We start from the raw sequence: 25,212 nt of genomic DNA on the forward strand, positions 1-25,212 counted from the left end.
AGAGGAATAGCGAGTGTCGAGAGCTAATCGTCAACATTTAAGAGCACCTGTTAATCAAGAGATGCTCTATCTTTGTGATGACTATGTTTTAAAAGGCCGCTGTTCTAATATTTCCGAAGGTGGAATGTTAATTACCGATATGGGGCGCGTACCAGCAAGTACGCGCTTTCATACCATGGTATCCCTTATACAATATCCAGAGTTTTCAAAATTAAGCTCTCAGAAATTAGTCAGTATTGACCACAGTGCCTTTGACATCGAAGTCATTCGCTGCGAAGTTGATATTGTTCGCTCATTTGAAGGACTATCTGAAGTCGAAAAAATCTTACTACCGTCAATTGGTGCTAAGTTTTCTCACGTTACTTCGGGGAATATGGCCCTGATTCGATCATATGTAACAACTTTTTCAAAGAATATGATCTATCTTCTAACTCAGTTTGAGAATTCATCAAAGAAGAATGGAAATATCGTACATCTTAGAAAGACGGCGTCGTTACTGGGCTATGACTCTGAAATGAAGTTACCACTTCTTAGAGCAAAAGTTCTTCATGATTATCAATCGCTGGAAAGTCTCTAAGAAAAATAAGGCCCATCACTTGACGGGCCTTAAAACAAAAAAACAAAAATAAAAAGAGAAGAATATAAAGAACAAAACTATAGTTTTGCTTTTATCGAATACTTAAGGTCCTTGATCGTCGCTAGAAGATACTTATCAATAGGCGATTCATTATCAAGGATACGGCTTTTAAATTCAGCTGTTAGCTGGTCAACTTTAATTAGTAGATCGTTATTAATAACATCATCATTGTTAATTTCTGCAACAAGAGAGTTTGTCTCATTAATTAGGGCAGAGAAGTCTAGCTTAGAGAAATAATCTCTTTGAACAGTACTTTCACAACGGTTAGCTTTTTCGCTCTTAAATGCGTTGAAACTGATAACTTTATTCTGCGTGATTGAATTTAACATTTAGCGGTACTCCAATAATCAATTGCTGTTCATTTTTTTTTCACAATTTTTGTGAACAAGCGGGATTATGGAGGAAGAGGCCCGTGCTGTAAACTCAAATTGACGGGCCTTGTAATTTTTTCTGACTTTAATGATTTTAGGCGTTTACGTCTTTTTTCTTCCATTTTGAAACGACGATACCAAGAATTACTGCAAGTGCTACAGCACCAATTACGTAATTACTCTTCTTGATATACTCAATAGCTGTCTCGCCAAATTTATAATAAACAGTGAAGTAGACCACACATGAGACAGTTGCTGCAAGAAGATCTGACAGAGCAAATTTCCAAGCATTCATACGTCCCAGACCGGCCGATAGGAAGAGGGCGTTTCGAAATCCAAACGGAACAAAACGTCCGAAAATCAATGTGAAAACACCATACTTTTTAAAGAAGGCATTCACCATATCAAGACGTTCTTGAGTAACCATTGAGGCGAAGAAATTGATTTTAAAAATTTTAGGACCTAGGTAGCGTCCAATAAATCCGTAACAAATTAAATCTGAAAGATAGGCCCCAAGAAATACTCCAAAGAAAAGTGGGTATAAATAATCCGGATTCTTGGCCGCAAGAATGGCCGAAGTAAATAACATGAGATCTTCCGAAATGGGAATATTAAAACCAGCTAAGAGTAGTAGACCAAAAATAATGAATGGTGCCATGTGGACGTGAGTGTTGATATAGAGCATGATCTGATCAATGAATTCCATTTTATCTCCTAGCGTAACTGTAAAAAAATCAAATTAAGAATATCCTAATTTGATTCAATATGCATTAGTTATCAGCGCATTTTTCCTCCCTCAAATTTTAAACATTTCTCTGGTAATATTGGTGCCGTGAAAAAGAGAATATTGAGATCACTCATTATTTTTTATATTGGTTTAAATACGAACCAAGTATATGGAAAGGATTTGGACTTCTTTTTAAAGTCTAAAGGGGATAACCATAATTACTTTATTCAAACTTCGGCGTCTCTGGGTATGTTTAAAGAGAAAACATCTAGCCAAGTTTTGAAAACTCAAAAAAATTCACCAATGACATTAACTGCTGGGCTTTCTTATTTTCCAACAACAATAGAAAAACTTTCAATAGTTGCTCTTGGTAGCATTTCTTATCTAGTTGGCTCAGAAGTTGAAAGTGATAGTGGCAGCACCTTCTCAAATAACTTAAAACTAAAGCCAGAGCTTGGGGCAAGCCTTTACGCACATAAATCATATACTCATCGCAATTCAACTGGTTTTTTTGCTGGAGTGGATTACGAATTATTTAATGTCTACAAATCAAGTGAGCTCTTAAATGGAGGGGCCCTTGATGTTGAAACGAAGCGTATTTACTATGGGACAGTTGGTTTAACCTTTGCGCAAAAGTTGATTACACCATTTGTCTTCAACTTGGGCTTTTCTCAGTCTGTAAATTCGCAAAGAGGTCTAAGTGGTCAGCGCTATCAAATCAACTATAGTCAAAAATATAGTGAGAATATGTGGTATCACATCTTTGCTAAACGCCATGAGTTAAAAAATGATTATCGAAAACTAAGTATCACTCGCTTGGGAATCGGAGTAGGATTTTATTATTAAAAAAGGCCCTCAGTAGAGGGCCTTCATATTTCTAGCTAAAATTATAGCTTGTTGAAATACTCTTGTGATCCCTTTGGATCTGGCTTCATTGTATCAGCACCTTTTGTCCAACCAGCAGGACAAACTTCTCCGTGCTTAGCTGTAAATTGGTAACCATCTACAAGTCTTGCAACTTCTTCAACATTTCTACCAACTGAAAGGTTGTTGATTGAAACGTGTTGAACGATGTTGTTGTCATCGATGATATAAGTTGCTCTAAATGCAACGTCACCTGATGGCATAAGAGCACCGTATGACTTAGAAACTTCCTTTGTAAGGTCTTCTAGGATTGGGAAGTTGATATCACCAAGTCCACCTTCGTTTCTTGACTGCTTTGTCCACGCTAGGTGAGAGAAAGCTGAATCAACAGAACAAGCGATAACTTCACAGTTAAGGTCTTTGAAAAGTTGAATCTTATCTGAAAATGCTGTGATTTCTGTTGGACATACAAAAGTAAAATCTAGTGGGTAAAAGAAAAGAACTTTCCACTTTCCTTTGAAATCTGAAAGTGAAATTTCTTTGATTTCACCGTTAACTACTGCGTTACCTTTGAATTCTGGTGCCGCTTTTGAAACTAATGATGTTGGGTAAACTGTTTCAGTCATAATATTCTCCTGTTTTCTGCTCGTATAACTATTGAATAGTTTATAAATTCTTGCGCTAAATTAAACCGCAGGGGTAGGGGAAATTCAAGACCTGCAATGTTAAAATTCGTTCATCTTTTTGTAAAAAAGGAAAAAGTAGAGTAAATAATTTCAGTTGCTTAAGCTGGAATTTAATCAGAAAATCGCAAATATTTATCTAAAGATATAGTCCCAACCCACCGAAATGCTGAATGCAATAGACAAATTTATTGGAAAAGAGTCCAAATATATATCTAGGGAGAAAAAATGATGGATCCAAAGGCACATATACCTAACCCAATTGTTATTGAGCAAACGGCAAGAGGTGAGAGACAATACGACATTTATTCAAGACTACTTCTTGATCGAATTGTATTCTTAGGTACACAAGTTAATGACACGGTTGCCAACCTACTTATTGCTCAGATGATGTTTCTAGAGCAGAGTAATCCAGAAGATCCAATCCATTTCTATATCAATTCACCAGGTGGAAGCGTTTATGCTGGACTTGGTATCTACGATATTATGCAACACGTATCTTGCCCAGTTTATACATACTGTGTAGGTCTTGCGGCATCTATGGGATCTCTGCTTCTAACGGCAGGGGAGAAGGGACACCGTTACTCTCTTCCACACTCAAGAATCATGATTCACCAACCACTTGGTGGAGCTCAAGGTCAGTGTTCTGATATTCAGATTCAGGCAAATGAAATTCAAACATTAAAAGACCAACTAAATGGTATCTATATTAAGCACTCGTCAGTTGATATGACGATGGAAAAAATTGTTGCAGCAACTGACCGCGACAATTACCTATCTCCACAAGATGCAATTGAGCTAGGTATTATTGATGGTGTTATTGAATCTAATAAGAAGTAAGATATAATTCTATTTTAGAATTAAAACTAAAGGACAATGAATGACTAAAAAAGATGGATCATACAATAGTTCACTTTCTTGTAACTTCTGTGGGAAGTCTCAAAAAGAAGTTAAAAAGCTAATTGCAGGACCTGGTGTTTATATCTGTGATGAGTGTATTGAATTGTGTAATGAAATCATTTATGAAGATACGGTTAAGTCTGTTTCTAAGGCCGCTCTTGATAATGTTCCAAAGCCACATGAGATTAAGCTTCACTTAGATCAGTATGTAATTGGACAAGACAGAGCAAAGAAGATTATCTCTGTAGCCGTTCATAATCACTATAAGAGAATTGCTCACGGTGATACGAAGAGAAAAGATGATTCAGTAGAACTTGCTAAGTCAAATATTCTACTAGCTGGGCCAACTGGTTCTGGTAAGACTCTTATCGCTCAATCACTAGCAAAGTTTCTAAACGTACCATTTGCAATTGCTGATGCAACTTCACTTACTGAAGCTGGTTACGTAGGGGAAGACGTTGAGAATATCATTCTTAATCTTCTTCAAGCATGTGACTACGACGTTGAAAGAGCTGAGCGCGGTATCGTTTATATTGATGAGATCGATAAAATTGCACGTAAGTCAGAAAACCCGTCGATTACAAGAGACGTTTCTGGTGAAGGTGTACAGCAAGCACTTCTAAAACTAGTTGAAGGTACTGTTGCTTCTGTTCCTCCAAAAGGTGGACGCAAGCACCCTCAACAAGAATTCATCCAAGTTAACACAAAGAATATTCTTTTCGTTGTTGCTGGTGCATTCGTAGGGCTTGATAAAATTATTGAAAAACGTATGACGAAGAGACCAATGGGACTTGTTGCAAAACAAACTGTTGATGCTGAAGAGTCTGTTATTCAAAAACTTGGTGGTATTGAAGCAGAAGACTTAACAAAGTTTGGACTAATCCCTGAATTTATCGGACGTCTTCCTGTAAACGCACTTCTTGAAGAGTTAGATGAGGACGCACTTGTTTCAATTCTAACTGAACCAAAGAATGCGATTACTAAGCAATATCAAAAACTATTTGAATTTGATGGAATCGAACTAGAATTCGAAGAAGAAGCTCTAAAAGCAATTGCTCAAACAGCTCTTACTAGAAAGACTGGTGCACGTGGACTTCGTGCCATTATCGAGCAAACAATGCTTGAAGTAATGTATGATGTTCCGGCAAATGATAAGGCCAATAAAGTTGTGATTACTGCTGCTTCAATTGCAGGTAAGGAATCACCTCGAGTTGAAGAAGGTCCAAGAAAAGAGAAAACTTCAGCGAGCTCAACTTTAGAAGCTAAGAAAGATATCGAATCAGCTTAAGAGTTAATTATTTAAAAATTAATATATAGCTTAAGAGGGCCAGGCATTTTGTCTGGCCCTTGTTCGTTTAGGCGGTGTAGAAATTACACTACTTCTCAAATGTCAGTTTTTTTTAGCTAAACAGTCTTCTCCAGTCGGATAACTTAAGTGCTTGTAAATATAGGCCTATGCACTGTGAATTTATTGAGGGGCATAAGATTCCGACCAAAAAAAGTTTCAAAATATTTATAGGTTCTTGATACAATTTATAAAAGGGTTAGAGATTAGACATGAAGTCTTCCCATCTTTCCTTTTCCCAGAATTTTTTTGACAAGTATTAATAGTGCAGGAGGTGCTATGTCAGACAAGAAGTCAACTGAGTCGAAGAGCCTACCGTTACTTCCGCTAAGAGACATGATTATTTTTCCACACATGGTTGTTCCACTATTTGTAGGAAGAGAGAAGTCAATCAACGCCCTTGAGGAAGCATCAAAAAATGGTAACGAGCTTTTTCTAGTTACACAAAAGGATGCAAGTATCCTAAACCCAGATCGTGAAGATGTATACAACGTAGGAACTGTTGTAAATATCATTCAAATGCTACGTCTCCCAGATAATACTGTTAAGGTACTTATCGAAGGGAAGTACAGAGCAACTATCGAGGAATTTGAAGCAAGAACTGAAGGTTACTGGGCAGAAGTAACTAAGTGTGTTCCAGCTGTTCCTGAACAAGTAAAAATTGAAGCTACGGTAAGATCGATCAAAAACGTATTTGAACAATACGTGAAGCTTAATAAGAGAATTCCACCTGAATTACTTATGAGCATTTCATCAATCACTGATCCTTCAAGATTAGCTGATATTATCGTTGCACACCTTTCAATGAAGATTCCTGAGAAACAGGAAATTCTTGAAGCGGTAGATATTGAAGCACGTCTTCAACTTCTTCTTGAAAAAATGCAAGGAGAGATTGAGATCATTAACGTTGAGAGAAGAATAAGAACTCGCGTTAAGTCTCAAATGGAAAAGTCTCAGAAAGAGTACTACTTGAATGAGCAAATGAACGCTATCCAAAAAGAGCTTGGACAAAAAGATGAGAAGTCTGAAGTTCAAGAAATGGAAGAGCGTCTAGCTAAGAAGGTTATGCCTGAAGAAGCTGTTGCTAAAGTACAAAAAGAGATTAAGAAACTTAAGTCAATGTCTCCAATGTCAGCTGAGTCTGCCGTTGTAAGAAACTATATTGACTGGATGCTTTCTCTGCCTTGGGGAGAGTATACAGAAGACAACAATGATGTAACTCACGCTAGAAAAGTTCTAGATGATCATCACTTTGGAATGAAAGATGTTAAAGAAAGAATTCTTGAGTATCTTGCAGTAAGAAGCCTTGTTGGTTCAGAAGGAAAGGGAACGATCCTTTGTCTAGCAGGTCCTCCAGGTGTTGGTAAAACATCAATTTGTCAGTCACTTGCTGAATCACTAGGTAGAAAATTTGAAAGAGTTTCTCTTGGTGGTGTAAGAGATGAATCTGAAATCCGTGGTCACCGTCGTACATACGTAGGTGCAATGCCAGGTAAGATCATCACTGCTCTTAAGAAAGCAGGGACATCAAATCCAGTAATCCTTTTAGATGAAATTGATAAGATGACATCTGATATGAGAGGGGATCCTGCAGCAGCAATGCTAGAGGTTTTAGACCCAGCTCAAAATAAGAACTTCGGTGATCACTATATTGAAGTTGAGTACGATCTATCAAAAGTAATGTTTGTTATGACAGCAAACGACCTAGGACAAATCCCTGGTCCACTTAGAGATAGAATGGAGATCATTAACCTTGCTGGTTACACTCCAATTGAAAAAACTCAGATCGCTAAGAAGTACCTTGCACCACGTGCATGGAAAGACAATGGACTAAACGATTACGAATACTCAATCTCTGATAATACAATCATGGAAGTTGTTCGTGGTTATACGAAAGAAGCTGGTGTTCGTGGACTTGAAAGACAGTTCAATACGATCGCAAGAAAGATTGCTACTGATGTTGTGACGAAGAATGTTGAGAAAGGTAAGAAGTTCTCAATCTCTTCAAAGCAAGTTCAGAAATATCTTGGTCCGGTTAAGTTTGATGACAATGTAATTGAAGAACAACCAGAAGTAGGATTAGTAAATGGTCTAGCTTATACTTCAGTTGGTGGTTGTCTTCTACATATTGAAGTTATCGCAGTTCCTGGTAAGGGTGGTATCCAAATCACTGGTAAGCTAGGTGAGGTAATGACTGAATCGGCTAAAGCAGCAATGAGTTATGTTCGCTCAATCGCTGGCCGTCTTGGAATTGATCAAGAATGGTTTGAGAAGCATGATATCCATATTCATGCACCTGAAGGGGCAACTCCAAAAGATGGCCCATCTGCAGGTATCACGATGGTTACAGCAATCACTTCGGCAATCTCTGGAATCCCTGTAAGGCAAGATGTTGCCATGACAGGTGAGGTAACAATTAGAGGACGTGTTCTTCCAATTGGTGGCCTAAAAGAAAAAATGCTAGCAGCAAAACAGGCAGGAGTAAAAACAGTTGTTATTCCTGAAAAGAATAGAAAAGACCTTCTTGAGATCCCACCGGAAATCAAGCAAGGACTATCAGTTCACCCTGTTTCACATGTTGAAGATGTACTGAAACTAGCTCTAAACTTAACAGAGCCAGAGAAGTTCATGCAGCATGTAGGGCTGAAGGTTATTGACTCTGGGAAAGGGATGGAAGTAGCTAACTAAGCTGCTTGCCTCCTATTAAAAAATTAATACTTGTTAAATTTGGCCCTGCTTATGCGGGGCCTTTTTTATTTCAGCAAGTTATAAAAATAGCAAAAGATCGCGTATAATAGGTAGGAATAGGAGTTGATAATGAATAAGAAACTTTTAATAATAATTTCTCTCGTGGCCACTAGTAATGCTTTCAGTTTACCTAAGAATTTTGGGTATCGCTCAAGACTAAAGGCCTGTCTCGATAAGGCCATAAACTCTTCTTGTAACTATCAAGTAAAGGGGAAGTCTGTAAGTGGTGAGTGCCGTGAGGCAAAGAAAGGTAAGAGGCTCATTTGTGTTAACTTAGATAAGCTTGATAAATAAAAACACCTCTTACGAGGTGTTTTTTATTCTCCAGAAGTACCGTAATTAGGCAGAACTCGCGCTGATGGATCATCAACCTGGCAGTTCTCCCATTCCTTATTAGGCATCCAAAAGTCTGTAATAAGGCCCGAAAGTCCTGGAAAGTGTCCTTCAAAGAGATCACGATACATAAGAGATTCTTTCGTAAATGGAGTTGCATATGGGTATTTTTCATGGGCCTTAGAAAGCTCTTCTTCGCTATATTTTTCTTCTGCTAAGGCCTTTAGCCAATCAACCATATCGTGCCCAACAGCGTCTGAGAAGGCCGCTTTTTCACGCCATAGAATTTCATCAGGAAGATAGCCACTATGATCAAAAGCTTTTCTAAGTAGATACTTTCCTTCTCCTGACCAGTTCATCTTAAGCTCTGGGGCAATCCCCATAACGTATTCGATAAAGGCCTTATCACTAAAAGGCACACGGGCCTCAAGTGAGTGAGAACTAATCGAGCGATCCGCTCTTAGAACATCATAGAGATATAATTCGTGAACACGTTTTTGTGCTTCCTTATGGAACTCAAGAGGACTAGGGGCAAAGTCTGTGTACTTATAGCCAAAGAGCTCATCACTTACTTCTCCTGTTAGTACAACTTTCACATCTGTTTTTTCACGTATGTACTTACACACAAGTGACATACCCATTGAAGCTCGAATTGTCGTAATATCCCACGTTTCAAGCTTGTGAACCAGTTCTTTAAGGTGCTCAAATGCTTCTTCCTTAGTAAAGATGACTTCATGGTGCTCACTACCAAGGTAGTCAGCAACAATACGTGCATATTTTAAATCAATTGGGTTTGTATCAATTCCAACGGCAAATGTTTTAATTGGGCGATCACTCAGTTTGGCCGCGATGGCACATACTAGTGATGAATCAAGTCCACCAGAAAGGAGGAAACCTACTGGAGCATCAGCATCAAGACGCTTTCTTACACCTTCAACTAAGTGGTCATGAATCCCTCGATAGACGTCCTCTAAGTCTTCTTTTGTGCGTGATTTAATCTTTCGAACATCAAAGTATGGAGTAAATTCACCATCGGCATAGTAGTGCCCTGGAGGAAATGGTTTGATATCTTTACATAGGCCTTGTAGCGCCTTTACTTCACTAGCAAAAGCGATCTTACCATCTTCAAGGCCATATCCATAAAAGAGGGGACGAATACCAATTGGGTCTCTTCCTGCATAGAATTTGCCCTCGCGTTCAATAACAAAAGCAAACTCGCCATCAAGAGACATAAGAAGTTTTTCGATACCATACTCTTCAAAAATTGGAATAATGACTTCACAATCTGAATCTGATTTAAACTCATAGCGATCAATATAGTCTGTTTTCAATATACGGTGGTTATAGATTTCGCCATTACAGACGAGGTGTGTTTGAGACTTTGAGATGAAAGGCTGAGAGCCGGCTTCACTTAGGTCCATGATAGCAAGGCGGTGAAAGCCCATTATTCCTTTAGCTAACCCGTGGATCGCCCTTTGATCTGGCCCGCGGTGAGAGATAAGATCAAACTTCTCTGCAAATTCTTTTTCTTCAACTTTTCCCGTAAAAACACTAAATCCACACATGAAAACCTCCATATTTTTAATAATATTCGGCTTTTTTTAATAAATTCTCAATATTGAACACCTAAAACTATGAGTTATTTAATAAATAGCCTAAAATACTGATAGATTAATAATTCCAGGGGAGCATTGTGGCCAATAACTACGAAATTGATAGTATTGATAAGAAGATTATCAAACTTATGGAAAAGGATGCCCGTATGCCATTTCTTGAAATGGCCAGAAAAATAGGGGTTTCCGGCGGGACAATCCATCAAAGAGTTGAAAAACTAAGAGAGGCAGGTGTTATTGTTGGAAGCACCATCAAGGTCGACTATACAAAACTAGGTCATAATGTTGTGGTTCTCTTGGGCCTTCACTTAGTTAATGCCCGTGATATCCACAAAGTAATCGATAAACTTGAGAAGATGGATGAGATTGTTGAAGCTTATTATACAACCGGTGACTACGCTCTTATTGTAAAAATCATCGTTAAGGATATTAATCATTTTCACGAATTTCTCATTGGAAAAATACAAATGATTAAAGAGATTCAATCGACAGAATCTTTCATCAGTTTAAAACAAGTCATTAATAAGAGCCTAAACGTTTAGTGCCCTAAGTATGTAAGAGTCTTCTTTATTGCTATTCCAATTAATAGCAGAGCAAAAAACTTCTTAAGAATAGCTTGATTGGCAACACTTGAAATCTTTGCTCCAAACTTCGTAAAAAAGAAACTTGCGATAGAAATTCCAAAGAAGGCCGGTAGATAGACGTATCCAAGAGAGTATTCTGGTGTGGCCTTGCCTAGGCCATTGTATATATAGAATGAACTACTAAAAAGTGCGATCGGGATTCCTAGAGATGCTGAAATCGCAACAGCATTCTTCATTTGATAACCACGCCAAGTAAGGAAAGGAACGCTAATTGTCCCTCCGCCAATTCCAAGAATTGATGACTTAAGGCCGATAATAAAACCTGTGAAATTAAATAATAGACTAGAAGTTTCTTTTGGTTCTTCTACCTTTGATTTGTAAAAAATCATCTTTAGAGATACGAGGTAAAGATAGCAAATAAAGATAAACTCGAGAGTTTGGGCCTCTACGATGTTTACGAGGTAGGCACCGGCACTAATTCCGATAATCATTGGAAATAAGAATTTCTTCGTAATACCAAAGAGAAGATTTCCCATATTGTAATGCCTAAGAGTTGAAGCACTTGCCGTGATAACAATTGTTGCAAGGGAAGTTCCTAGGGCCATATACATTCTAATATCTGGAGAGAATCCTTGTTTATGAAATAAGAATAATAGAGTTGGAACAATGACAACACCTCCTCCAATACCAAAAAGGCCTGAGAGCGTTCCAACAAATGCACCAACGAGTAAGTAGAGTAAGAAAATCATGCTACCAATATGCACTCATAAATAAGCTAAGACAAGAAGTATACTTGTTCATTATTGTCAGAAATTGACCCAAAATAATTGATTATTCGAGAGATATTTTTACTTAGGTCTGCGTCAACGCAAAAGTTGCCACATGCTTATTTTAAAGGCTTTTAATGAGAAAATAGAGGTTAGTGAGGACCTTATGAATCTATTTAAAAGTAAAACAAAAAAGAACTTATCTGAAACAAACTCTATCGCCGACATCGAAGCGACTCAGGCCAACTTAGATCTACAAATTAGTGATGAAAGAAAACTAATTGGAGAATATGAAGAGATTAATAAATCTCTAAGAAAAGAAGTTGAGCTACAAAAGATTAAACTTCAAAAAACAGAAGTTGAATTAAGGAGATTACAAAGCACACTAACTGATGAGCATGCAGATAAGGAGATTCTTGAAAAGAGAATCGAAAAGATTCAACAACTTAATAGTGAGCAAGAATGTCATTTAAAGGAATTGTTAGAAGAAAAGCAATTAGTTATAAGCTCTATAGTCCAACTGAAAAAACAAGTTGAAGAGATAAACAATTCTCATCGTTCAAACTTAGATGAATTAGGTCGCATCAGAGTTGAGCTTGGTAATTTAAAAGGTGAGGAGGTCTCACTTAAGAATAAGGCGTCTGTTTTAAATGGGGATAAGGCATTTAATTTGGATACACGTTCTCACTTAAAAGTAGAAATAGAAGAAACTAAAAAAAGAATCTCTAAATTAAGACTAGTTATTGAAGAAGATAGCAATACGATAAAAAAATGTGATGCAAATATCTCTGAACTAGAAAATGAAAGACTTAAGTTAGATGCTGAAATTTCTAAGCTTATTGAAAAAACACAAGAGGTTGTTGAAAAAAAGCATAGTGAAAATCAAAAACTCGAAAATCTAACTTTAAAGGTTCAAGATGTAAAAAGTGAAAAGCTGAATCTAGAAAAGGATCTTGAGTTACAACTTTTAGACTTAAAGGTTATTGCTTCAAAACAAGCGAAGTTAAATCAAGATATTATCGCAGTTGAAACATCGATTAAGACGCTAGAGAGAGAATCTGAGTCACTACGATCTGAAGAGATGAGTGAACTTGAAATTATGTCTGGACTTGAGTCTGAAATCGTAGCAAGAGAAAAAAAGAAGCAGGAACTATTACAAGACATTCAACTTTTGAAAGTAGAGTCTCAAAATTTCAAAGATAAAATTGAAGAAAATACAATTAAGTCGGAGAAATTAGAAAGAGAAATCAGTGAACTTAAAGAAACTGAGAGTATTTCACTTATTGAGATTGATCGTCTCGATAGAGAGTATAAGAAAACTAAGAAAGAACATGACATTGTCTTAGCTCAGTCTCTTAGATTAGAAAAAAGTGTACAAGATTATCAGAGTGAAGTCGATCGACTAGATACAAGTGTTGAAGAACTTCTAACAAAGAAGCATAAGGCAATCTTAAATAATGAAAATCGTGAGTCAAAAATCTCTTCTCTACAGAGGCAAATTGAAGAGGGAAGTAGTCGTATTAGCGAAATTCGACTTGAGATACAAGATTTAAAAGGCCGCGATGTTGAAGCAAGGCAAACACTAATTGATCTAGGACTTGAGCAAAAGAATGTTGAATACCAAAAACAGGCACTTCAAGATCAAGCTGAAAACTTAAGAAAAAGTATCGAATTACTAAATAATAAGATTGAAAAGTCACAAGCAGCATATGAACTCTTAAATTCAGACTGTGAGTCTCAAAATAACTTAATCAAACAATTAGCTGATGACGAGAACTCTTTAAGTGATACTAATAATGAGCTGCTTGTAAAGATTGGGAGTCTGAAAGGACGCATTCAAATTGGTGACAATCGTATTGAAGTCAAAGGTCTTGAGATCGAGGAGCTTGCTAAAGAGAACCAACGTTTAAACAATATTTCAGAAAGCCTGTGTGATAAGTTGAATAAGACGGTTCGTATGATCGAATCTTTAGATGCAAAGATTTCAACTTTTGAGAATCAAATTAAGGCCCTTGATTTTGAAATCAATGCGAACCAAGTATCTTATGATGAAGCCCTCCTTAAAATTAAAGAAATGGAATCAAAAACTCTTAACCTTAAGGATAAAGTTCTACGTAAGTCAGATGAACTTAAGGGCCTCACTTCTTCACGAAAGAGATTTGAAAGACTTGCTAATAAGAAAGTTTCTTCTGTTGAAAGGCTTAAGGTTGAGTTGAGTGAATTGAATGAGGGGATTGAATCTGAATCAAAACTCTTTACAGAAACTCTTTCTAGAAAGAGAGAGCTTGACGACGAGTTAACTTCATTAAACCTTGAGGTCTCACAAAAACAAGAAAAATCTAATAAACTTCAATCTGAAATTTCTTCAATTGAGGCAATGATAGAAAGTGATGAAAAGACAATTCTACAGTTAGAGGATTCAATTGTTAATCAGGGAGAAGTTCTTAAGAGATTAGAAAGCTCTCGCTTAAGCCTACTAGAGCAACATAAGGATTTAAATAATCAACAAATTGTTAGTAACGAAGAACTTACTAAAGTTGAGAATGACTGTTACTCACTTAGAGTGTCGCTGGCCGATCTTGAAAAAGAAATCAATGATATTGAAGCAAATTTAGAGTCAAATATTCTTCGCAAGGTTCAGCTAAATGAAGAAGCAAAGAAATTAGAAAAGGACACTCGAATTGCTAAGGCCGATATCGTTAAACTAAATAATGAAATCGAGCAAAGTGTTAGTGAATTAAAGGTCGTTGAAGAATCTCATAAAAAGAAGCTAGAACTTCTACAAGTTGAACTTAATGAGAAAGAACTAGTTTCTAAAGAACACTATAGTCGCCAGAATAAGCTTACTGAAGCAAAGAATTTATTAAGCTCAGTTGAAAATGAACTAAATGGTGTTCTTTCTGAGAAAGAACTTCTTAAGAATGGAATTAATAATTCAACGAAATTGAAAGGTGAGCTACTTCTTAGAAAGGACGAATTAGCACAAGAAATTTCTAGCATAAAAGATACAAATAGAGAAAGTCGTCACATCCTTTCTGGCCTGTCTCTTGAAATTTCTAGTCTGAAAAATGAGTGTAGCCAGCTTGAAATTAGCTATAATGAAGAGTTAGAGAAGTCTAAATCAATTGTTAGCTCTATTGAAATTCTAAGAAATCAAGCAAGAGATTTGAAGTCTAAGCAATTAAATGAGCAAAAGCAATTAGATACCTTAAAGGAAAATGTTCAACCTGCTATTGATGAATTGGCCTATGTGGAAAGACAGGTAGAGGCGGGGACTCTTTTGAATAAGCTAGAAGTTGCATTATCTCGTGTTGAATTTGATGCAAACCTCTATGCTGAAGATGATGCTCTAATTCTTATTCGTGACGAGAATATTCTTTTTAATGTTTCGAACTACCTCGAATCTCTACCGTTTGTTTTTTCAAAGATTGATGAGGTGAAAATTAATTTAACAGCTGAAGAGGCAATCGCAATTGCTGCTCGTGGTGAACTACGTTGCGATACTGAGCTAACAAAAGAATTATTAAGAGATAATGTAAAAGGGAAGTTCAAAAAAGGGCTTCGATTTAAAATTTCTAATGGACTTATTAAGGTAGAGATTTTAACGAAAGAAAAAAGCCTAGGCGCAAGGGCCTAGGCTTATCACACACTATCGACAATAAGGGATGTCGTATTTTTTTGTGAAAATTTGCTTGTACTCTCTGTCTCCACGTCTTCTGTTGCGGATAACTTCTTTTTTAAGGGTAATCTCTGGTGTTTGGTTTTGTCGATAAACCGTTTTCACCATTCGACAGTTTCTATCTTTTCTTCCGTAGCAAACTTTTTCTTCTTTTTCTACCTCTAGTGGATAGGTTAGAATTTCAGATCCGACTACGATATCTTTATAACGATCACCTTCCTTGCTACCACCAAGCCAGATTCTCTTATAGACCGGGTACTTTGAAATAGATTGGATTTGATCATTATTAATACAAACGTCAAAGATAGAAATATGTCTACCTAGGTAAGCAACATCACCATCAAGATCTAGATCGTAGTTATTCTTTACATACTTTCTAATTGTCTTCCAGTCGTATTGCTTTAACTCTTTAAGGTCATCAACACCTCCGACAATACCGCCAGTTCCAGCATCAACGCCACCATTATTTCTAACAAGTGCACTAATTCCACCTGTTCCTGCAAATACATTAAATGCAAGGGCCAGAAATAATATAGTCATTATTGATTTCATTATAAAACCTTATTCCTTTCTCATTGTGTCAGTGGCCATGAATGTGAATGTTTTAATATCACCTAGCATGCCTTCTTTTTTAGTTACTTCAATTTTTTTGTAAAATGCTTCTTGGTCAATCTTGAGCCATGCTCGATAGCCTTCTGGGCTCAGCCCTTCTGCATAGAATGCAATAAGGTTTTTTTCGGCAAGATCAACATCTTGAGTTTTTACATATTTTTCAACTAAGTTAAGTCCAAGTCTTTTTACAAGTTTCGGAGAGAACTCAATTTGTTTGTCACCAGTAGTGTACATATTCGTCTTAGTCAGCTTTAAAACTCCAAGGTCTAACATGCGATCTGCTGTTTCCGCTCCGCTCATACCATATCTATATTGGATATACTCATTTGTGATAGGGGACATTGAAGCTAGGCAGTAGATTTCTGCAAAAACCTTATCGTAGAACATTTCCTTATTAGCTTCTTCGCTATATTCAAGATTGCCTGCTGTTGAAATAGGAGACTTCTTTTGAATTTCACTTGCTACTTTTTCAGGAAGGTTCTTTAAAAGAAGGCCACCATTTGGGCTATCAATTAAGCAAGTATATAGTCTTACAAGAGTTTGATAACCTGGCCTATTTTCTTGAGCTAATAGACGCTTTAGAGTTCTTTGGTGAATACCAGACTTCTCTGAAAGTTTACGAAGTCCAATAGATTCACTTCTAAATTGCTTTAGATGTGTTCTTAAATCTAGAGCAACTTGCTCTTTGAGCCCTAGTGAAGGAATGGCCTTCTCTGGTAACTCATTGATTATATTGGAGTTTTCTTCTCTCATTATGCCTCAAGTATTTTTGGCGATCTTACCACTTTTCATAATTTTATTCATTTAAGCAGTAAAAATTACAAAGGCCGAAGCAGTGCCTCGGCCAATAGTTTTATTTATAGCAAGCGCCCCTTAGGGAAAGGCGCTCACCTAGGCCCAAGCTTATAACTAGTTACAAGCTGGGATTTCGAATGACTTAGTGAAAAGTACTTCTACTTTGTCATCGTGATCACGTCCACCACGACGAGTAACTTCTGAAACAGTGATATCTCTAACAACTGGTTGAGTTTCCATTTTTGTTACTGTTTTACAGTTGTTTTCTTTTTTACCAAAACAGATTTTTCTTGTTACTTCTCTTGAGATTGGGAAAGTTAGTGTTTCGTAACCAACAACGATATCTTCGTATCTGTCACCATCACGGCTTCCACCGATCCACTTTCTTTCGTAAATTGGGTATTGGCTTAGAGTTACAAAGTTTTCACCTTCAACACATACGTCGAATGCAGAAACGATACGTCCAACAAATACTGAGTAACCAGAAGAGATTTCAAGCTTGTAGTTAGCTTTAACTTCAGCTCTGATTGTATCCCATGAATCATTTGCAGATAGTGCAAAAGATGAAACGCTTAGTAGTGCAGCAGCAAGTGCGATAATTTTTTTCATAAATTCCTCCGTTTGTTTGTTATCAAAAAATTGATTTATCAATTTCAATATTTTTTAAGTTGTTTTGATGAAATGAAATTAATTTGATTGATATGAGGTGACAATTTTTTCTATGGAGAAGGGGATTTTTGTCCGACATTGTCTTAATTCTTGAGTTTTGTCATGACAAATGGACAAATGAGACTAACTTTTTACAAAAAAAGGCCGCTTGCGCGGCCCTCTAGTCTATTTAATCTAAATTTTATTGGCAGTATGGAATGATATATTCCTTTTTAAATGAATCTTGCTCAACTTCTCTAGGTCGATCACTATTCTCTTTATAGATGACAACTTTCTTTACCTTAACATTTTTAATTGTCTCAGTTGTCACTTCCTTATCTATCTCGCGACAACGTTTTCCACGATTATTGCATACCTTTTCACGTGTTTTGTAGTTAATAGGGTATTTTAAGAATTGATTACCAATTAAAACACTCTTGAAACCATCTTTATCAGCACCACGTTGATTCTTTCCAACGTATTCTGTTCGATAAACTGGAAACTTTCTTGTTGTTTTAAGTTGATCTCCATCAACACAAGTTTCAAATACACTCACTGGTCTCGATACAAATACTGTTCGACCTTCAAGTTTAACGTCATCATTTCTCTTTGTAACATCGAGAATCTTCTGCCACGAAGTTTGCGGTCCAAGCTTCGAGAAGTCGTCTTTAGTCGGCTTAGGGCCTCCTGAAACGCCTCCAACACCCGCATAAATCGACATTGTCGAAACGATAGCAATTAATTTTTTTATACTATTCTTCATATTACTTCTCATTCAAAGTGTCTGTTACCATAAAGGTAAAGGCCCTCTTTGTTCCTTTTGATTTGTCTTCCTTAGCAATGGCTACCTTTTCTTCAAATGCTTTTGCATCCACTTGTAGCCAGCGATCATATGCTTCTTCACTTAGTCCTTCTGCAAAGAAGGCGATGATATTTTCACCATATGACTCAGCATTTTGTTCCTTGCTATACTTTTCAACTAGTGACAGACCCAGGCGTTTTAATGTCTTGGCACTAAAATTAGCTTGGTTCTCTCCAAGGGTATAGTGACCACTTTTCGAAATTCTTAGGGCCTTCATTTCAAGCATTTTTTCCACTGTAAGCATGCCGCTCATACCATAACGATATTGAATTAATTCGTTCGTAATAGGTGCGCAAGCTGCTAATATGTAAATCTCTGCAAAAGTACGATCGTAGCTCATTTGAGTTTCGATATCTTGGTGATACTGTATCTTTTCTGAGATCTTATTTGGATTACACTTCTTTATTTCTTTTCGAATGACTTCTGGGACAAGATCCAGGAGTAGGGACTCGTTACTTGTATTAAAAATGACTCGATAGATTTTAAAAAGAGTTTGATATGTAGGCTTATTTTCTTTGGCCAGGATTCGATAAAGTGTTCTTTCACTAACTCCTGTTTTTTCAGATAAAAGACGAACTCCAATTTTTACGCTCTTGTACTCATCTAGCTTTTTTGCCAGATCTAAGCTTACTTGCTCAATTGGCCCGAGGGGCGCTTGAGATAGTTGTGGGGTGTTCATTTTATCCATATAAAGCTTGAATAGCATGAGTCGATTCTGTTATCCACTCATGCTATAAAAAGTATAGCTTAAGTACCTTAGGGAAATACTTAAGCTATTGAATTTATTAGTTACAAGCTGGGATTACGTATTCTTTCTTGAAAAGAGTCTTTTCAATTGTACGATCGTTTGAACCAACGTTTCTTCTAACAACTTCTTTTACAGATACGTTCTTAGTAAGGTCTTGGTTAACTGTGTAAGCAACTCTTTTACAGTTTTTCTCTTGGCTGTTACATACTTGCTTGTATGAAGTATAAGTAGTTGGGAATGAAAGGATTTCATAACCAACGATTACTGATGCATATCCATCTTCGTCAGCTTCTGGGTGAGTTTTTCCAACTTTAACGATTTCGTAGATTGGGAATTCTCTAGTAGTAACAAATTGGTCACCATCTAGACATACGTCAAATGAGCTTACTGGACGACCAACAAATACAGTTGTTCCAGCAAATGATAGATCGTAATCAGCAGCAACTTCAGCTTTGATTGTATCCCATGAATCGTTTGCAGATAGTGCAAAAGATGAAACGCTTAGTAGTGCAGCAGCAAGTGCGATAATTTTTTTCATAAATTCCTCCGGTTTATTAGACATTCAGTTTTAGTTTGAAGCCTTTAATTAATTAAGTTGTTTTGATGTAGAGGTTATATTTTTGACGAAAGCAGATGTCTAAAAAACACAAAGAATATTTACTTTTTCTGTGACAACGGCAGTAGAGTGGGACTTTTTAGCTGTCATCAGTGGATGGATGGCAGTAGAAAAAGAAAAGGCCGAGCATAAACTCGGCCTCTACTTTTATATGTACTTGAAATTAGTTACAAGCTGGGATTTCGAATGACTTTGAGAAAAGTACTTCTACTTTGTCATCGTGATCGTGTCCACCACGACGAGTAACTTCTGAAACTGTGATGTCTCTAACTAGTGGTTGAGTTTCCATTTTAGTTACAGTTTTACAGTTTCTGTCTTCTTTACCAAAACAGATCTTTCTAGTTACTTCTCTTGAGATTGGGAAAGTTAGTGTTTCGTAACCAACAACGATATCTTCGTATCTGTCACCATCACGGCTTCCACCGATCCACTTTCTTTCATAAATTGGGTATTGGCTCAGAGTTACAAAGTTTTCACCTTCAACACATACGTCGAATGCAGAAACGATACGTCCAACAAATACTGAGTAACCAGAAGTGATTTGTAGCTTGTGGTTAGCTTTAACCTCAGCTCTGATTGTATCCCATGAATCATTTGCAGATAGTGCAAAAGATGAAACGCTTAGTAGTGCAGCAGCAAGTGCGATAATTTTTTTCATAAATTCCTCCGTTTGTTTGTTATCAAAAAATTGATTTATCAATTTCTATATTTTTTAGTTGTTTTGATGAGGAAAAATTAAAGTAGTTGCTTCAGCTCGTAAATAATTTGGTCCTTTGAATGCTATTTCGTTCGACATTGTCCAATTGTGACAATTTCCTTATGACAAATTGGTATGAAATAAGACAAATGGAATAGGTTTAGATAATAAGTAGAAAATGGATATCGAATTTATGAAGTTGAATTTAAAGAAGGTAGAATTTAGGCAAAAAAAAAGAACTCTTTAGAGTTCCGATTTTTTTCTTTTGAATTTAACCACAAAAAAAGTGGTGGGCGATGACAGGATCGAACTGCCGACATCTACCTTGTAAGGGTAGCGCTCTCCCAGCTGAGCTAATCGCCCTCCGATTTGAAGTGGAGTTAGAATAAGGATTTCACTCTCACTTGTCAATACTAAATTTAAAAAAGTTTAATATTTTTTTGAAAAAAAAAGCCTCTAAATAAGAGGCCTTTATATTTGGATTAAATTTTTGGATTTTCTTTTCTGATGTATCCGACAGCATTGTGGCTGTGAAGACTTTCTAAGTGCTCAACCTTTGCTTGCCAGTCTAGAATCTCTTCAGCAGAGTTTAGAACCTCTGAGATACGTCTCGTAGAGTGCTCAACGAACATTGGGTTGTCACCATTAAGAATAGCGAATGCCTGCTCATCAAGTCTCTTAACAAGAGATTGAGTTTCTGTTGGAAGAGCAATTCTCATTAGATCAACTAGGTCTTCAAGGTGGAAGTTAGACTCTGCCTTATAAGTTGCAGTGATTGTCGCTACAGATCTTTGAGAGTGAGCAGAAGCGATACCACTTCCTTCAGTTGTCTCTCCATTTCTGTACTGCTCTTCGTATTGTTTTGACATCGAAAGAGAACATGGACAAGTTGATGAGTATTCGTATTCCATTGTAAGGTTAATTAGAGGAATACCATCACGTCCTTCAACACCTTCCATTGATACTTTATAGTATTGCCATCCCCAGTTTCCTGACTTTAGTGACTGTTGTTTAACAGGATAGTTAAAATCTAGAGTTAGGTGGGCCTGTGGAATTAGTGGCTCAGTATCGTAATCACGAAGATCCGTACGGTATCTTCTTAGTACAGTTGCAAAGAATTCGTTATTAACATTCTTTTCTAATCCTTCAGCTTGAAGGATATTACAGAAGCGAGACATATTTGCACCTGTCTTATGTGCTTCTAAGAATACGAACATCGAGGCCTGTGCATCTGTTGATCTAACAGTTCCGTCTCTGTGCTCAAAATTTAAAGGGATGCGAAATCTTTCAATACCAACTTTTGGAATGGCGATATGAACTTCATTAGCTGTCTTTTGAAAGTCATTTAAACCTGTTTCATCTTTGATTTGGCAATTAAGGATATCTTCGCGGCTATTTCTAAGTGCTTCAATATTTTTCATGTGAGTCCTTTTGTTCCTTATGCAGAGGTAGGTGTGGTCCAACCCTTGGTTTCATTAATAATAGCACGTTTTAACGTGTTCAAGCACTTTTGGCAAACTAACTCCGTAGTAATTATAAGCCTATACAGTGTTTGTATAGGTTCTTTATGAACGTAAGTTACTGAATTCTGGGAAATAACCTCATTTAATAAGCTTATTTTTTCTAAATAAGGTAAAATAGAATGTGACGAGGAGCTTGATATGAAGGAAAGATCCCTAAGAGTCGAAAATTTCATCAGGTACTTTGGTGAGATTGAGGACGTCAAAAAGCAGATTGAGTGTTGCCCGAAATGTGGGGCCAAGTTCACTGTTACTCATTTGGCCGATCATGATAACCTCTACATCCACGAAGAGGTTACTTGTGAGAATTGTACTTATGGTACAGAGGAAACACTTCATATACTGAACTAATTAAGGAAGAGTAGTGAAGCCAACATTAATTATTGCTGTCATCGCCAGCCTGGGAGCTGGTTTTCTTATTGGAAAATCTCAAGCACCAAATCCCGAAATTCAAATTAAAGAAGTCGAAGTCATCAAAGAAAAGAAAATCGAAGTGATTAAAGAAGTTCCTGTCATTGATAAAGCAGGGGATGAAGCACTTGCTCAAGCCTTTACACTCTTTCTTGCGGCCTTGGGACTTGAAAAAATAAAAGTTGAAAAAGAAGAAGTTAAAGAGATCATGAAAGACCCAAGAGATTTCATTGCAAGAAACTCAATTAAAGAAAAATTAGTGCCTAAGCAAAATAATAAAATAGATAATGATTCAAGATGGGGGATACCACGCAATGAGACAGGCATAAGCACATCGCAAGAGGCTAAAACTTATGAGCGTGTGAAATTTTCTCCAATTCCAGCGATTACTGAACCAACTGTTTTTCTAGCAAAGTCAAAAATCATTAATGATGCGAAAGAGCTACAAAAAATTAATGGATCTTATTCAGGTCAGATAAACTTCTTTGAAGGTAAATACAAAGGTCAAAGACATCGCCTTGTTTTAAATGTCGACTACTTTGCTTCTGATGATGGTAAGGGGACTGACGGTCAGTCTGAGATTCTCTTATATGATGAGAGTGGAAAGAATTATTCTCACTCTCGTGGAACTGGCGGTAATCGTAATATTTTGAATGGTGAAGACGGCTCTTTTATTATCAAAATTGTCGACAATAATTTCATTCACTTTGTGACAAAGTATGGAATGAAGATGGCAAATTACTACGATGATGGAAAGCTTGTAGGAATAGCAAAGCTTAGTGAGAATTAAAATGAATAAGCCTATTCTAATTATCGTGTCAGGCTTACCTGCAGTAGGAAAGACGACTATTTCAAAAGAACTCGCTATGGAGTTCTCATTGCCATTGATAGGAAAAGATACAATCAAAGAAAGCCTATTTGATAGCTTAGGTGTTAAGGATAGGGCCTGGTCAAGAGAACTTGGAAAAGCGAGCTATCCAATTCTATATTCTCTTATTGAAGCACAACTTAAGGCTTCTAAAAGCTTGCTCGTGGAGAGTAACTTTTCGAATCAATTTGATACTCCAATTTTAAGAGACTTTATATCCAAATATAATGCAAAAGTGCTTACTATCTATTGTGAGTGTGATGGCAACGTCTTATTTGAACGTTTTAAGACAAGGGCCTTGTCTGGAAAGAGACACCCGGGACATAAGGATCACGAAAATTTCGATGAATTTAAGAACTCTCTCTCAAAAGGTAAAATTGAAAAGTTAGATCTAAATTGTAAAAGCGTTACAGTGAATACGACAAATCTTGAAAGTCTTGACCTTCAAGAAGTGAAGGTGATTATTAAAGAATTACTTTTTTAAGTATCGACGTACCAATTTGAAATAAAATGAACGTAAGTCTAGGACTTACGTTCACTATAGCGATCAACAAGAAAGTCAGCTTGATCTCGTGTCAGGTAGGTAAAGCGCATAAGCTCTTCCATGACATCAACGACGCGATCACGAAAACTAGATTCTTTCATTGAACCGTCTTCTTCAAATTCTTGATAGGCCTTAGCTACAGAGGATTGGTTTGGAATGGTAATCATGCGCATCCATCGGCCAAGAATTCTCATATTATTAACGGCATTAAAACTTTGTGAGCCACCACTTACTTGCATAACGGCCAGGGTTCTTCCTTGTGTCGGACGAACGGCACCTATTGAAAGTGGTATCCAGTCAATTTGAGTTTTCATAAGCCCGGACATATTTCCGTGTAACTCAGGAGATGACCAAACTTGTCCTTCCGACCAAAGGCTAAGCTCTCTTAACTCTTTTACTTTTGGATGCTCAACTGAGCGATCATAATCGTAAACTGGAAGGCCGTCCGGGTTAAAGAATTTTACTTCTGCTCCCATGTATTCAAGAATGCGACCTGCTTCTTCAGCAAGTAGTCTTGAGTATGAACGCTCTCTCAGTGAACCATAAAGAATTAGGATTCTGGGTTTATGTTCAGATGGTTTTGTCTCTGGTGCTTTTAAATTAAATTCTTCGCTTTCTAAATACTTCATTAGTATCTCCACTTATTTGCAATTTTAACGAGACTTAACATTACCGGTACTTCAATGAGAACACCCACTACTGTTGTTAGTGCCGCTCCTGAATTAAGACCAAAAAGAGCAATTGCAACGGCCACAGCTAGTTCAAAAAAGTTACTAGCCCCAATCATTGAACCAGGTGACAAGATATTATGTGGTAAGCACATTTTGCGACCAATTCCCCAGCTTACAAAGAAGATAAAGTAAGTCTGAATTGTAAGAGGAATTGCTATTAGTAAGATATGTAGTGGATTAGCTAAAATCTTCTCCCCTTGGAAGGCAAAGAGAAGAATAAGTGTTGTTAAAAGTGCAACAATGGAAATAGGCTTTAGTCTTGCCATAAAGACTTCACTAAACCATTTCATTCCAAATCTTTTGATTAAGACTTTATTTGCGATATAGCCTGCAATAAGTGGGATCACCACAAAGATGACAACTGAGCTTATAAGAGTATCGTATGGAATCGAGATACTTGTTACGCCTAGTAAGAACTGAACAATAGGGATGAAGGCCACAAGGAGAATTAAGTCATTGATGGCCACTTGAACAAGTGTGTACTCCGGATCCCCTTTTGTTAGGTATGACCAGACAAAGACCATCGCCGTACAAGGAGCCGCACCTAAGAGAATCGCCCCTGCGATATACTCCTGGGCAAGTTCTGGAGAGAGGATTCCTGCATAGATTTTTGAAAAGAAAATCCATGCAAAGAAGGCCATGGTAAATGGCTTAATAAGCCAGTTGATAATAACTGTTAGGCTTAGGCCTTTTGGATTCTTTCCTACATCGGCGATGGAGCCAAAATCGATTTGTACCATCATTGGAAAGATCATAAGCCACACAAGAATTGCCACTGGAATATTGACCGTTGCGATATTCATCTCACTTAAGACTGTGATTGATGACCCAAGAACCTTTCCTAAAACGATTCCTGCAACGATACAGATTGTTACCCAGATACTTAAATAGCGTTCAAAAAATCCCATC

Annotated in this window: 26 protein-coding genes and 1 tRNA gene; 11 read left to right on the plus strand and 16 right to left on the minus strand. The window is 37.0% G+C overall.

What is annotated here, in order from left to right; all coding sequences use genetic code 11:
• The first annotated feature begins 13 nt into the window (after positions 1 to 13).
• Positions 14 to 577 (plus strand): PilZ domain-containing protein, encoded by a 564-nt coding sequence (locus tag ACRXC1_RS03470; protein ID WP_392911339.1) that lies wholly within the window; start codon positions 14 to 16, stop codon positions 575 to 577.
• A gap of 77 nt (positions 578 to 654) precedes the next feature.
• Here ACRXC1_RS03470 and ACRXC1_RS03475 read toward each other — a convergent pair whose 3' ends face one another.
• Together ACRXC1_RS03475 and ACRXC1_RS03480 are read right to left on the minus strand one after the other, a co-directional pair.
• Positions 655 to 966, minus strand: coding sequence for a hypothetical protein (locus ACRXC1_RS03475; RefSeq protein ID WP_392856983.1), 312 nt, complete (start codon positions 964 to 966; stop codon positions 655 to 657).
• A 136-nt stretch (positions 967 to 1,102) separates the two neighbouring features.
• Complete coding sequence (locus ACRXC1_RS03480) at positions 1,103 to 1,714, minus strand: DedA family protein (protein ID WP_433656524.1); 612 nt, start codon at positions 1,712 to 1,714, stop codon at positions 1,103 to 1,105.
• 126 nt (positions 1,715 to 1,840) lie between these two features.
• Between ACRXC1_RS03480 and ACRXC1_RS03485 the strand changes: the two genes are divergently transcribed.
• Entirely contained in the window at positions 1,841 to 2,581 is a 741-nt protein-coding gene (locus ACRXC1_RS03485) for a hypothetical protein (RefSeq protein WP_433656526.1), read from the plus strand.
• 41 nt (positions 2,582 to 2,622) lie between these two features.
• Here the strand turns inward: ACRXC1_RS03485 and ACRXC1_RS03490 are convergent, their stop codons facing one another.
• Positions 2,623 to 3,225, minus strand: a complete 603-nt coding sequence (locus ACRXC1_RS03490) for a peroxiredoxin (protein WP_392911348.1) — start codon at positions 3,223 to 3,225, stop codon at positions 2,623 to 2,625.
• Between the two features lie 285 nt (positions 3,226 to 3,510).
• On the opposite strand from ACRXC1_RS03490, the gene ACRXC1_RS03495 reads away from it, so the two are divergent.
• From ACRXC1_RS03495 to ACRXC1_RS03510, 4 genes are all read left to right on the plus strand, one after another.
• Positions 3,511 to 4,122: an ATP-dependent Clp protease proteolytic subunit gene (locus ACRXC1_RS03495; protein WP_021266245.1), complete on the plus strand. Its 612-nt coding sequence runs from the start codon at positions 3,511 to 3,513 to the stop codon at positions 4,120 to 4,122.
• 40 nt (positions 4,123 to 4,162) lie between these two features.
• Positions 4,163 to 5,470, plus strand: coding sequence for an ATP-dependent Clp protease ATP-binding subunit ClpX (gene clpX, locus ACRXC1_RS03500; RefSeq protein ID WP_021266518.1), 1,308 nt, complete (start codon positions 4,163 to 4,165; stop codon positions 5,468 to 5,470).
• Positions 5,471 to 5,806: 336 nt separating this feature from the next.
• A complete protein-coding gene (gene lon, locus ACRXC1_RS03505) occupies positions 5,807 to 8,215 on the plus strand; it encodes an endopeptidase La (RefSeq protein WP_392911351.1) in 2,409 nt (802 codons plus the stop codon).
• A gap of 129 nt (positions 8,216 to 8,344) precedes the next feature.
• Positions 8,345 to 8,569: a hypothetical protein gene (locus tag ACRXC1_RS03510; protein ID WP_392911353.1), complete on the plus strand. Its 225-nt coding sequence runs from the start codon at positions 8,345 to 8,347 to the stop codon at positions 8,567 to 8,569.
• Positions 8,570 to 8,592: 23 nt separating this feature from the next.
• Here the strand turns inward: ACRXC1_RS03510 and asnB are convergent, their stop codons facing one another.
• Positions 8,593 to 10,173, minus strand: coding sequence for an asparagine synthase B (asnB, locus tag ACRXC1_RS03515; RefSeq protein WP_433656529.1), 1,581 nt, complete (start codon positions 10,171 to 10,173; stop codon positions 8,593 to 8,595).
• Positions 10,174 to 10,301: 128 nt separating this feature from the next.
• Here asnB and ACRXC1_RS03520 point away from each other — a divergent pair, with 128 nt between their 5' ends.
• Entirely contained in the window at positions 10,302 to 10,763 is a 462-nt protein-coding gene (locus ACRXC1_RS03520) for an Lrp/AsnC ligand binding domain-containing protein (RefSeq protein ID WP_392911358.1), read from the plus strand.
• On the opposite strand, the gene ACRXC1_RS03525 is transcribed toward ACRXC1_RS03520, so the two are convergent.
• A complete protein-coding gene (locus ACRXC1_RS03525) occupies positions 10,760 to 11,554 on the minus strand; it encodes a sulfite exporter TauE/SafE family protein (RefSeq protein WP_433656532.1) in 795 nt (264 codons plus the stop codon). The two genes, ACRXC1_RS03520 and ACRXC1_RS03525, sit on opposite strands and share 4 nt — an antisense overlap.
• Before the next feature lie 184 nt (positions 11,555 to 11,738).
• On the opposite strand from ACRXC1_RS03525, the gene ACRXC1_RS03530 reads away from it, so the two are divergent.
• Entirely contained in the window at positions 11,739 to 15,209 is a 3,471-nt protein-coding gene (locus ACRXC1_RS03530) for a hypothetical protein (RefSeq protein ID WP_433656534.1), read from the plus strand.
• A 12-nt stretch (positions 15,210 to 15,221) separates the two neighbouring features.
• On the opposite strand, the gene ACRXC1_RS03535 is transcribed toward ACRXC1_RS03530, so the two are convergent.
• From ACRXC1_RS03535 to folE2, 9 genes are all read right to left on the minus strand, one after another.
• Positions 15,222 to 15,791 (minus strand): hypothetical protein, encoded by a 570-nt coding sequence (locus ACRXC1_RS03535; RefSeq protein WP_433656536.1) that lies wholly within the window; start codon positions 15,789 to 15,791, stop codon positions 15,222 to 15,224.
• A 21-nt stretch (positions 15,792 to 15,812) separates the two neighbouring features.
• Positions 15,813 to 16,616 carry a hypothetical protein gene (locus ACRXC1_RS03540; RefSeq protein WP_433656538.1) on the minus strand — a complete coding sequence of 268 codons (804 nt, stop codon included), beginning with the start codon at positions 16,614 to 16,616 and terminating at the stop codon, positions 15,813 to 15,815.
• 156 nt (positions 16,617 to 16,772) lie between these two features.
• Entirely contained in the window at positions 16,773 to 17,267 is a 495-nt protein-coding gene (locus ACRXC1_RS03545) for a hypothetical protein (RefSeq protein WP_433656540.1), read from the minus strand.
• Positions 17,268 to 17,508: 241 nt separating this feature from the next.
• Entirely contained in the window at positions 17,509 to 18,069 is a 561-nt protein-coding gene (locus ACRXC1_RS03550) for a hypothetical protein (protein ID WP_392911370.1), read from the minus strand.
• Position 18,070: 1 nt separating this feature from the next.
• Positions 18,071 to 18,847 carry a hypothetical protein gene (locus tag ACRXC1_RS03555; RefSeq protein WP_393096275.1) on the minus strand — a complete coding sequence of 259 codons (777 nt, stop codon included), beginning with the start codon at positions 18,845 to 18,847 and terminating at the stop codon, positions 18,071 to 18,073.
• A 106-nt stretch (positions 18,848 to 18,953) separates the two neighbouring features.
• Entirely contained in the window at positions 18,954 to 19,454 is a 501-nt protein-coding gene (locus ACRXC1_RS03560) for a hypothetical protein (protein WP_433656542.1), read from the minus strand.
• A 241-nt stretch (positions 19,455 to 19,695) separates the two neighbouring features.
• Complete coding sequence (locus ACRXC1_RS03565) at positions 19,696 to 20,190, minus strand: hypothetical protein (protein ID WP_393098806.1); 495 nt, start codon at positions 20,188 to 20,190, stop codon at positions 19,696 to 19,698.
• A gap of 326 nt (positions 20,191 to 20,516) precedes the next feature.
• A tRNA-Val gene (locus ACRXC1_RS03570) sits at positions 20,517 to 20,592 on the minus strand.
• A gap of 119 nt (positions 20,593 to 20,711) precedes the next feature.
• Complete coding sequence (gene folE2 / locus ACRXC1_RS03575; RefSeq protein WP_392911378.1) at positions 20,712 to 21,650, minus strand: GTP cyclohydrolase FolE2; 939 nt, start codon at positions 21,648 to 21,650, stop codon at positions 20,712 to 20,714.
• A gap of 240 nt (positions 21,651 to 21,890) precedes the next feature.
• Between folE2 and ACRXC1_RS03580 the strand changes: the two genes are divergently transcribed.
• Genes ACRXC1_RS03580 through ACRXC1_RS03590 form a run of 3 tightly spaced genes read left to right on the plus strand, consistent with a single transcriptional unit; the run spans position 21,891 to position 23,512 of the window.
• The gene (locus ACRXC1_RS03580) at positions 21,891 to 22,100 is read left to right on the plus strand and encodes a hypothetical protein (protein WP_021266029.1); all 210 of its coding nucleotides are present in this window, start codon (positions 21,891 to 21,893) and stop codon (positions 22,098 to 22,100) included.
• 13 nt (positions 22,101 to 22,113) lie between these two features.
• Complete coding sequence (locus ACRXC1_RS03585) at positions 22,114 to 22,950, plus strand: hypothetical protein (RefSeq protein ID WP_433656545.1); 837 nt, start codon at positions 22,114 to 22,116, stop codon at positions 22,948 to 22,950.
• 1 nt (position 22,951) lies between these two features.
• Positions 22,952 to 23,512, plus strand: coding sequence for an AAA family ATPase (locus tag ACRXC1_RS03590; protein WP_433656547.1), 561 nt, complete (start codon positions 22,952 to 22,954; stop codon positions 23,510 to 23,512).
• Positions 23,513 to 23,550: 38 nt separating this feature from the next.
• Here ACRXC1_RS03590 and arsH read toward each other — a convergent pair whose 3' ends face one another.
• Together arsH and arsB are read right to left on the minus strand one after the other, a co-directional pair.
• Entirely contained in the window at positions 23,551 to 24,201 is a 651-nt protein-coding gene (gene arsH / locus ACRXC1_RS03595) for an arsenical resistance protein ArsH (RefSeq protein WP_433656549.1), read from the minus strand.
• A complete protein-coding gene (arsB, locus tag ACRXC1_RS03600) occupies positions 24,201 to 25,211 on the minus strand; it encodes an ACR3 family arsenite efflux transporter (protein WP_433656551.1) in 1,011 nt (336 codons plus the stop codon). The genes arsH and arsB overlap by 1 nt, the downstream gene beginning before the upstream one ends.
• Between the last annotated feature and the right edge of the window lies 1 nt (position 25,212).

This window comes from Halobacteriovorax sp. GFR8 (assembly GCF_050955245.1).
GTDB lineage: Bacteria > Bdellovibrionota > Bacteriovoracia > Bacteriovoracales > Bacteriovoracaceae > Halobacteriovorax_A.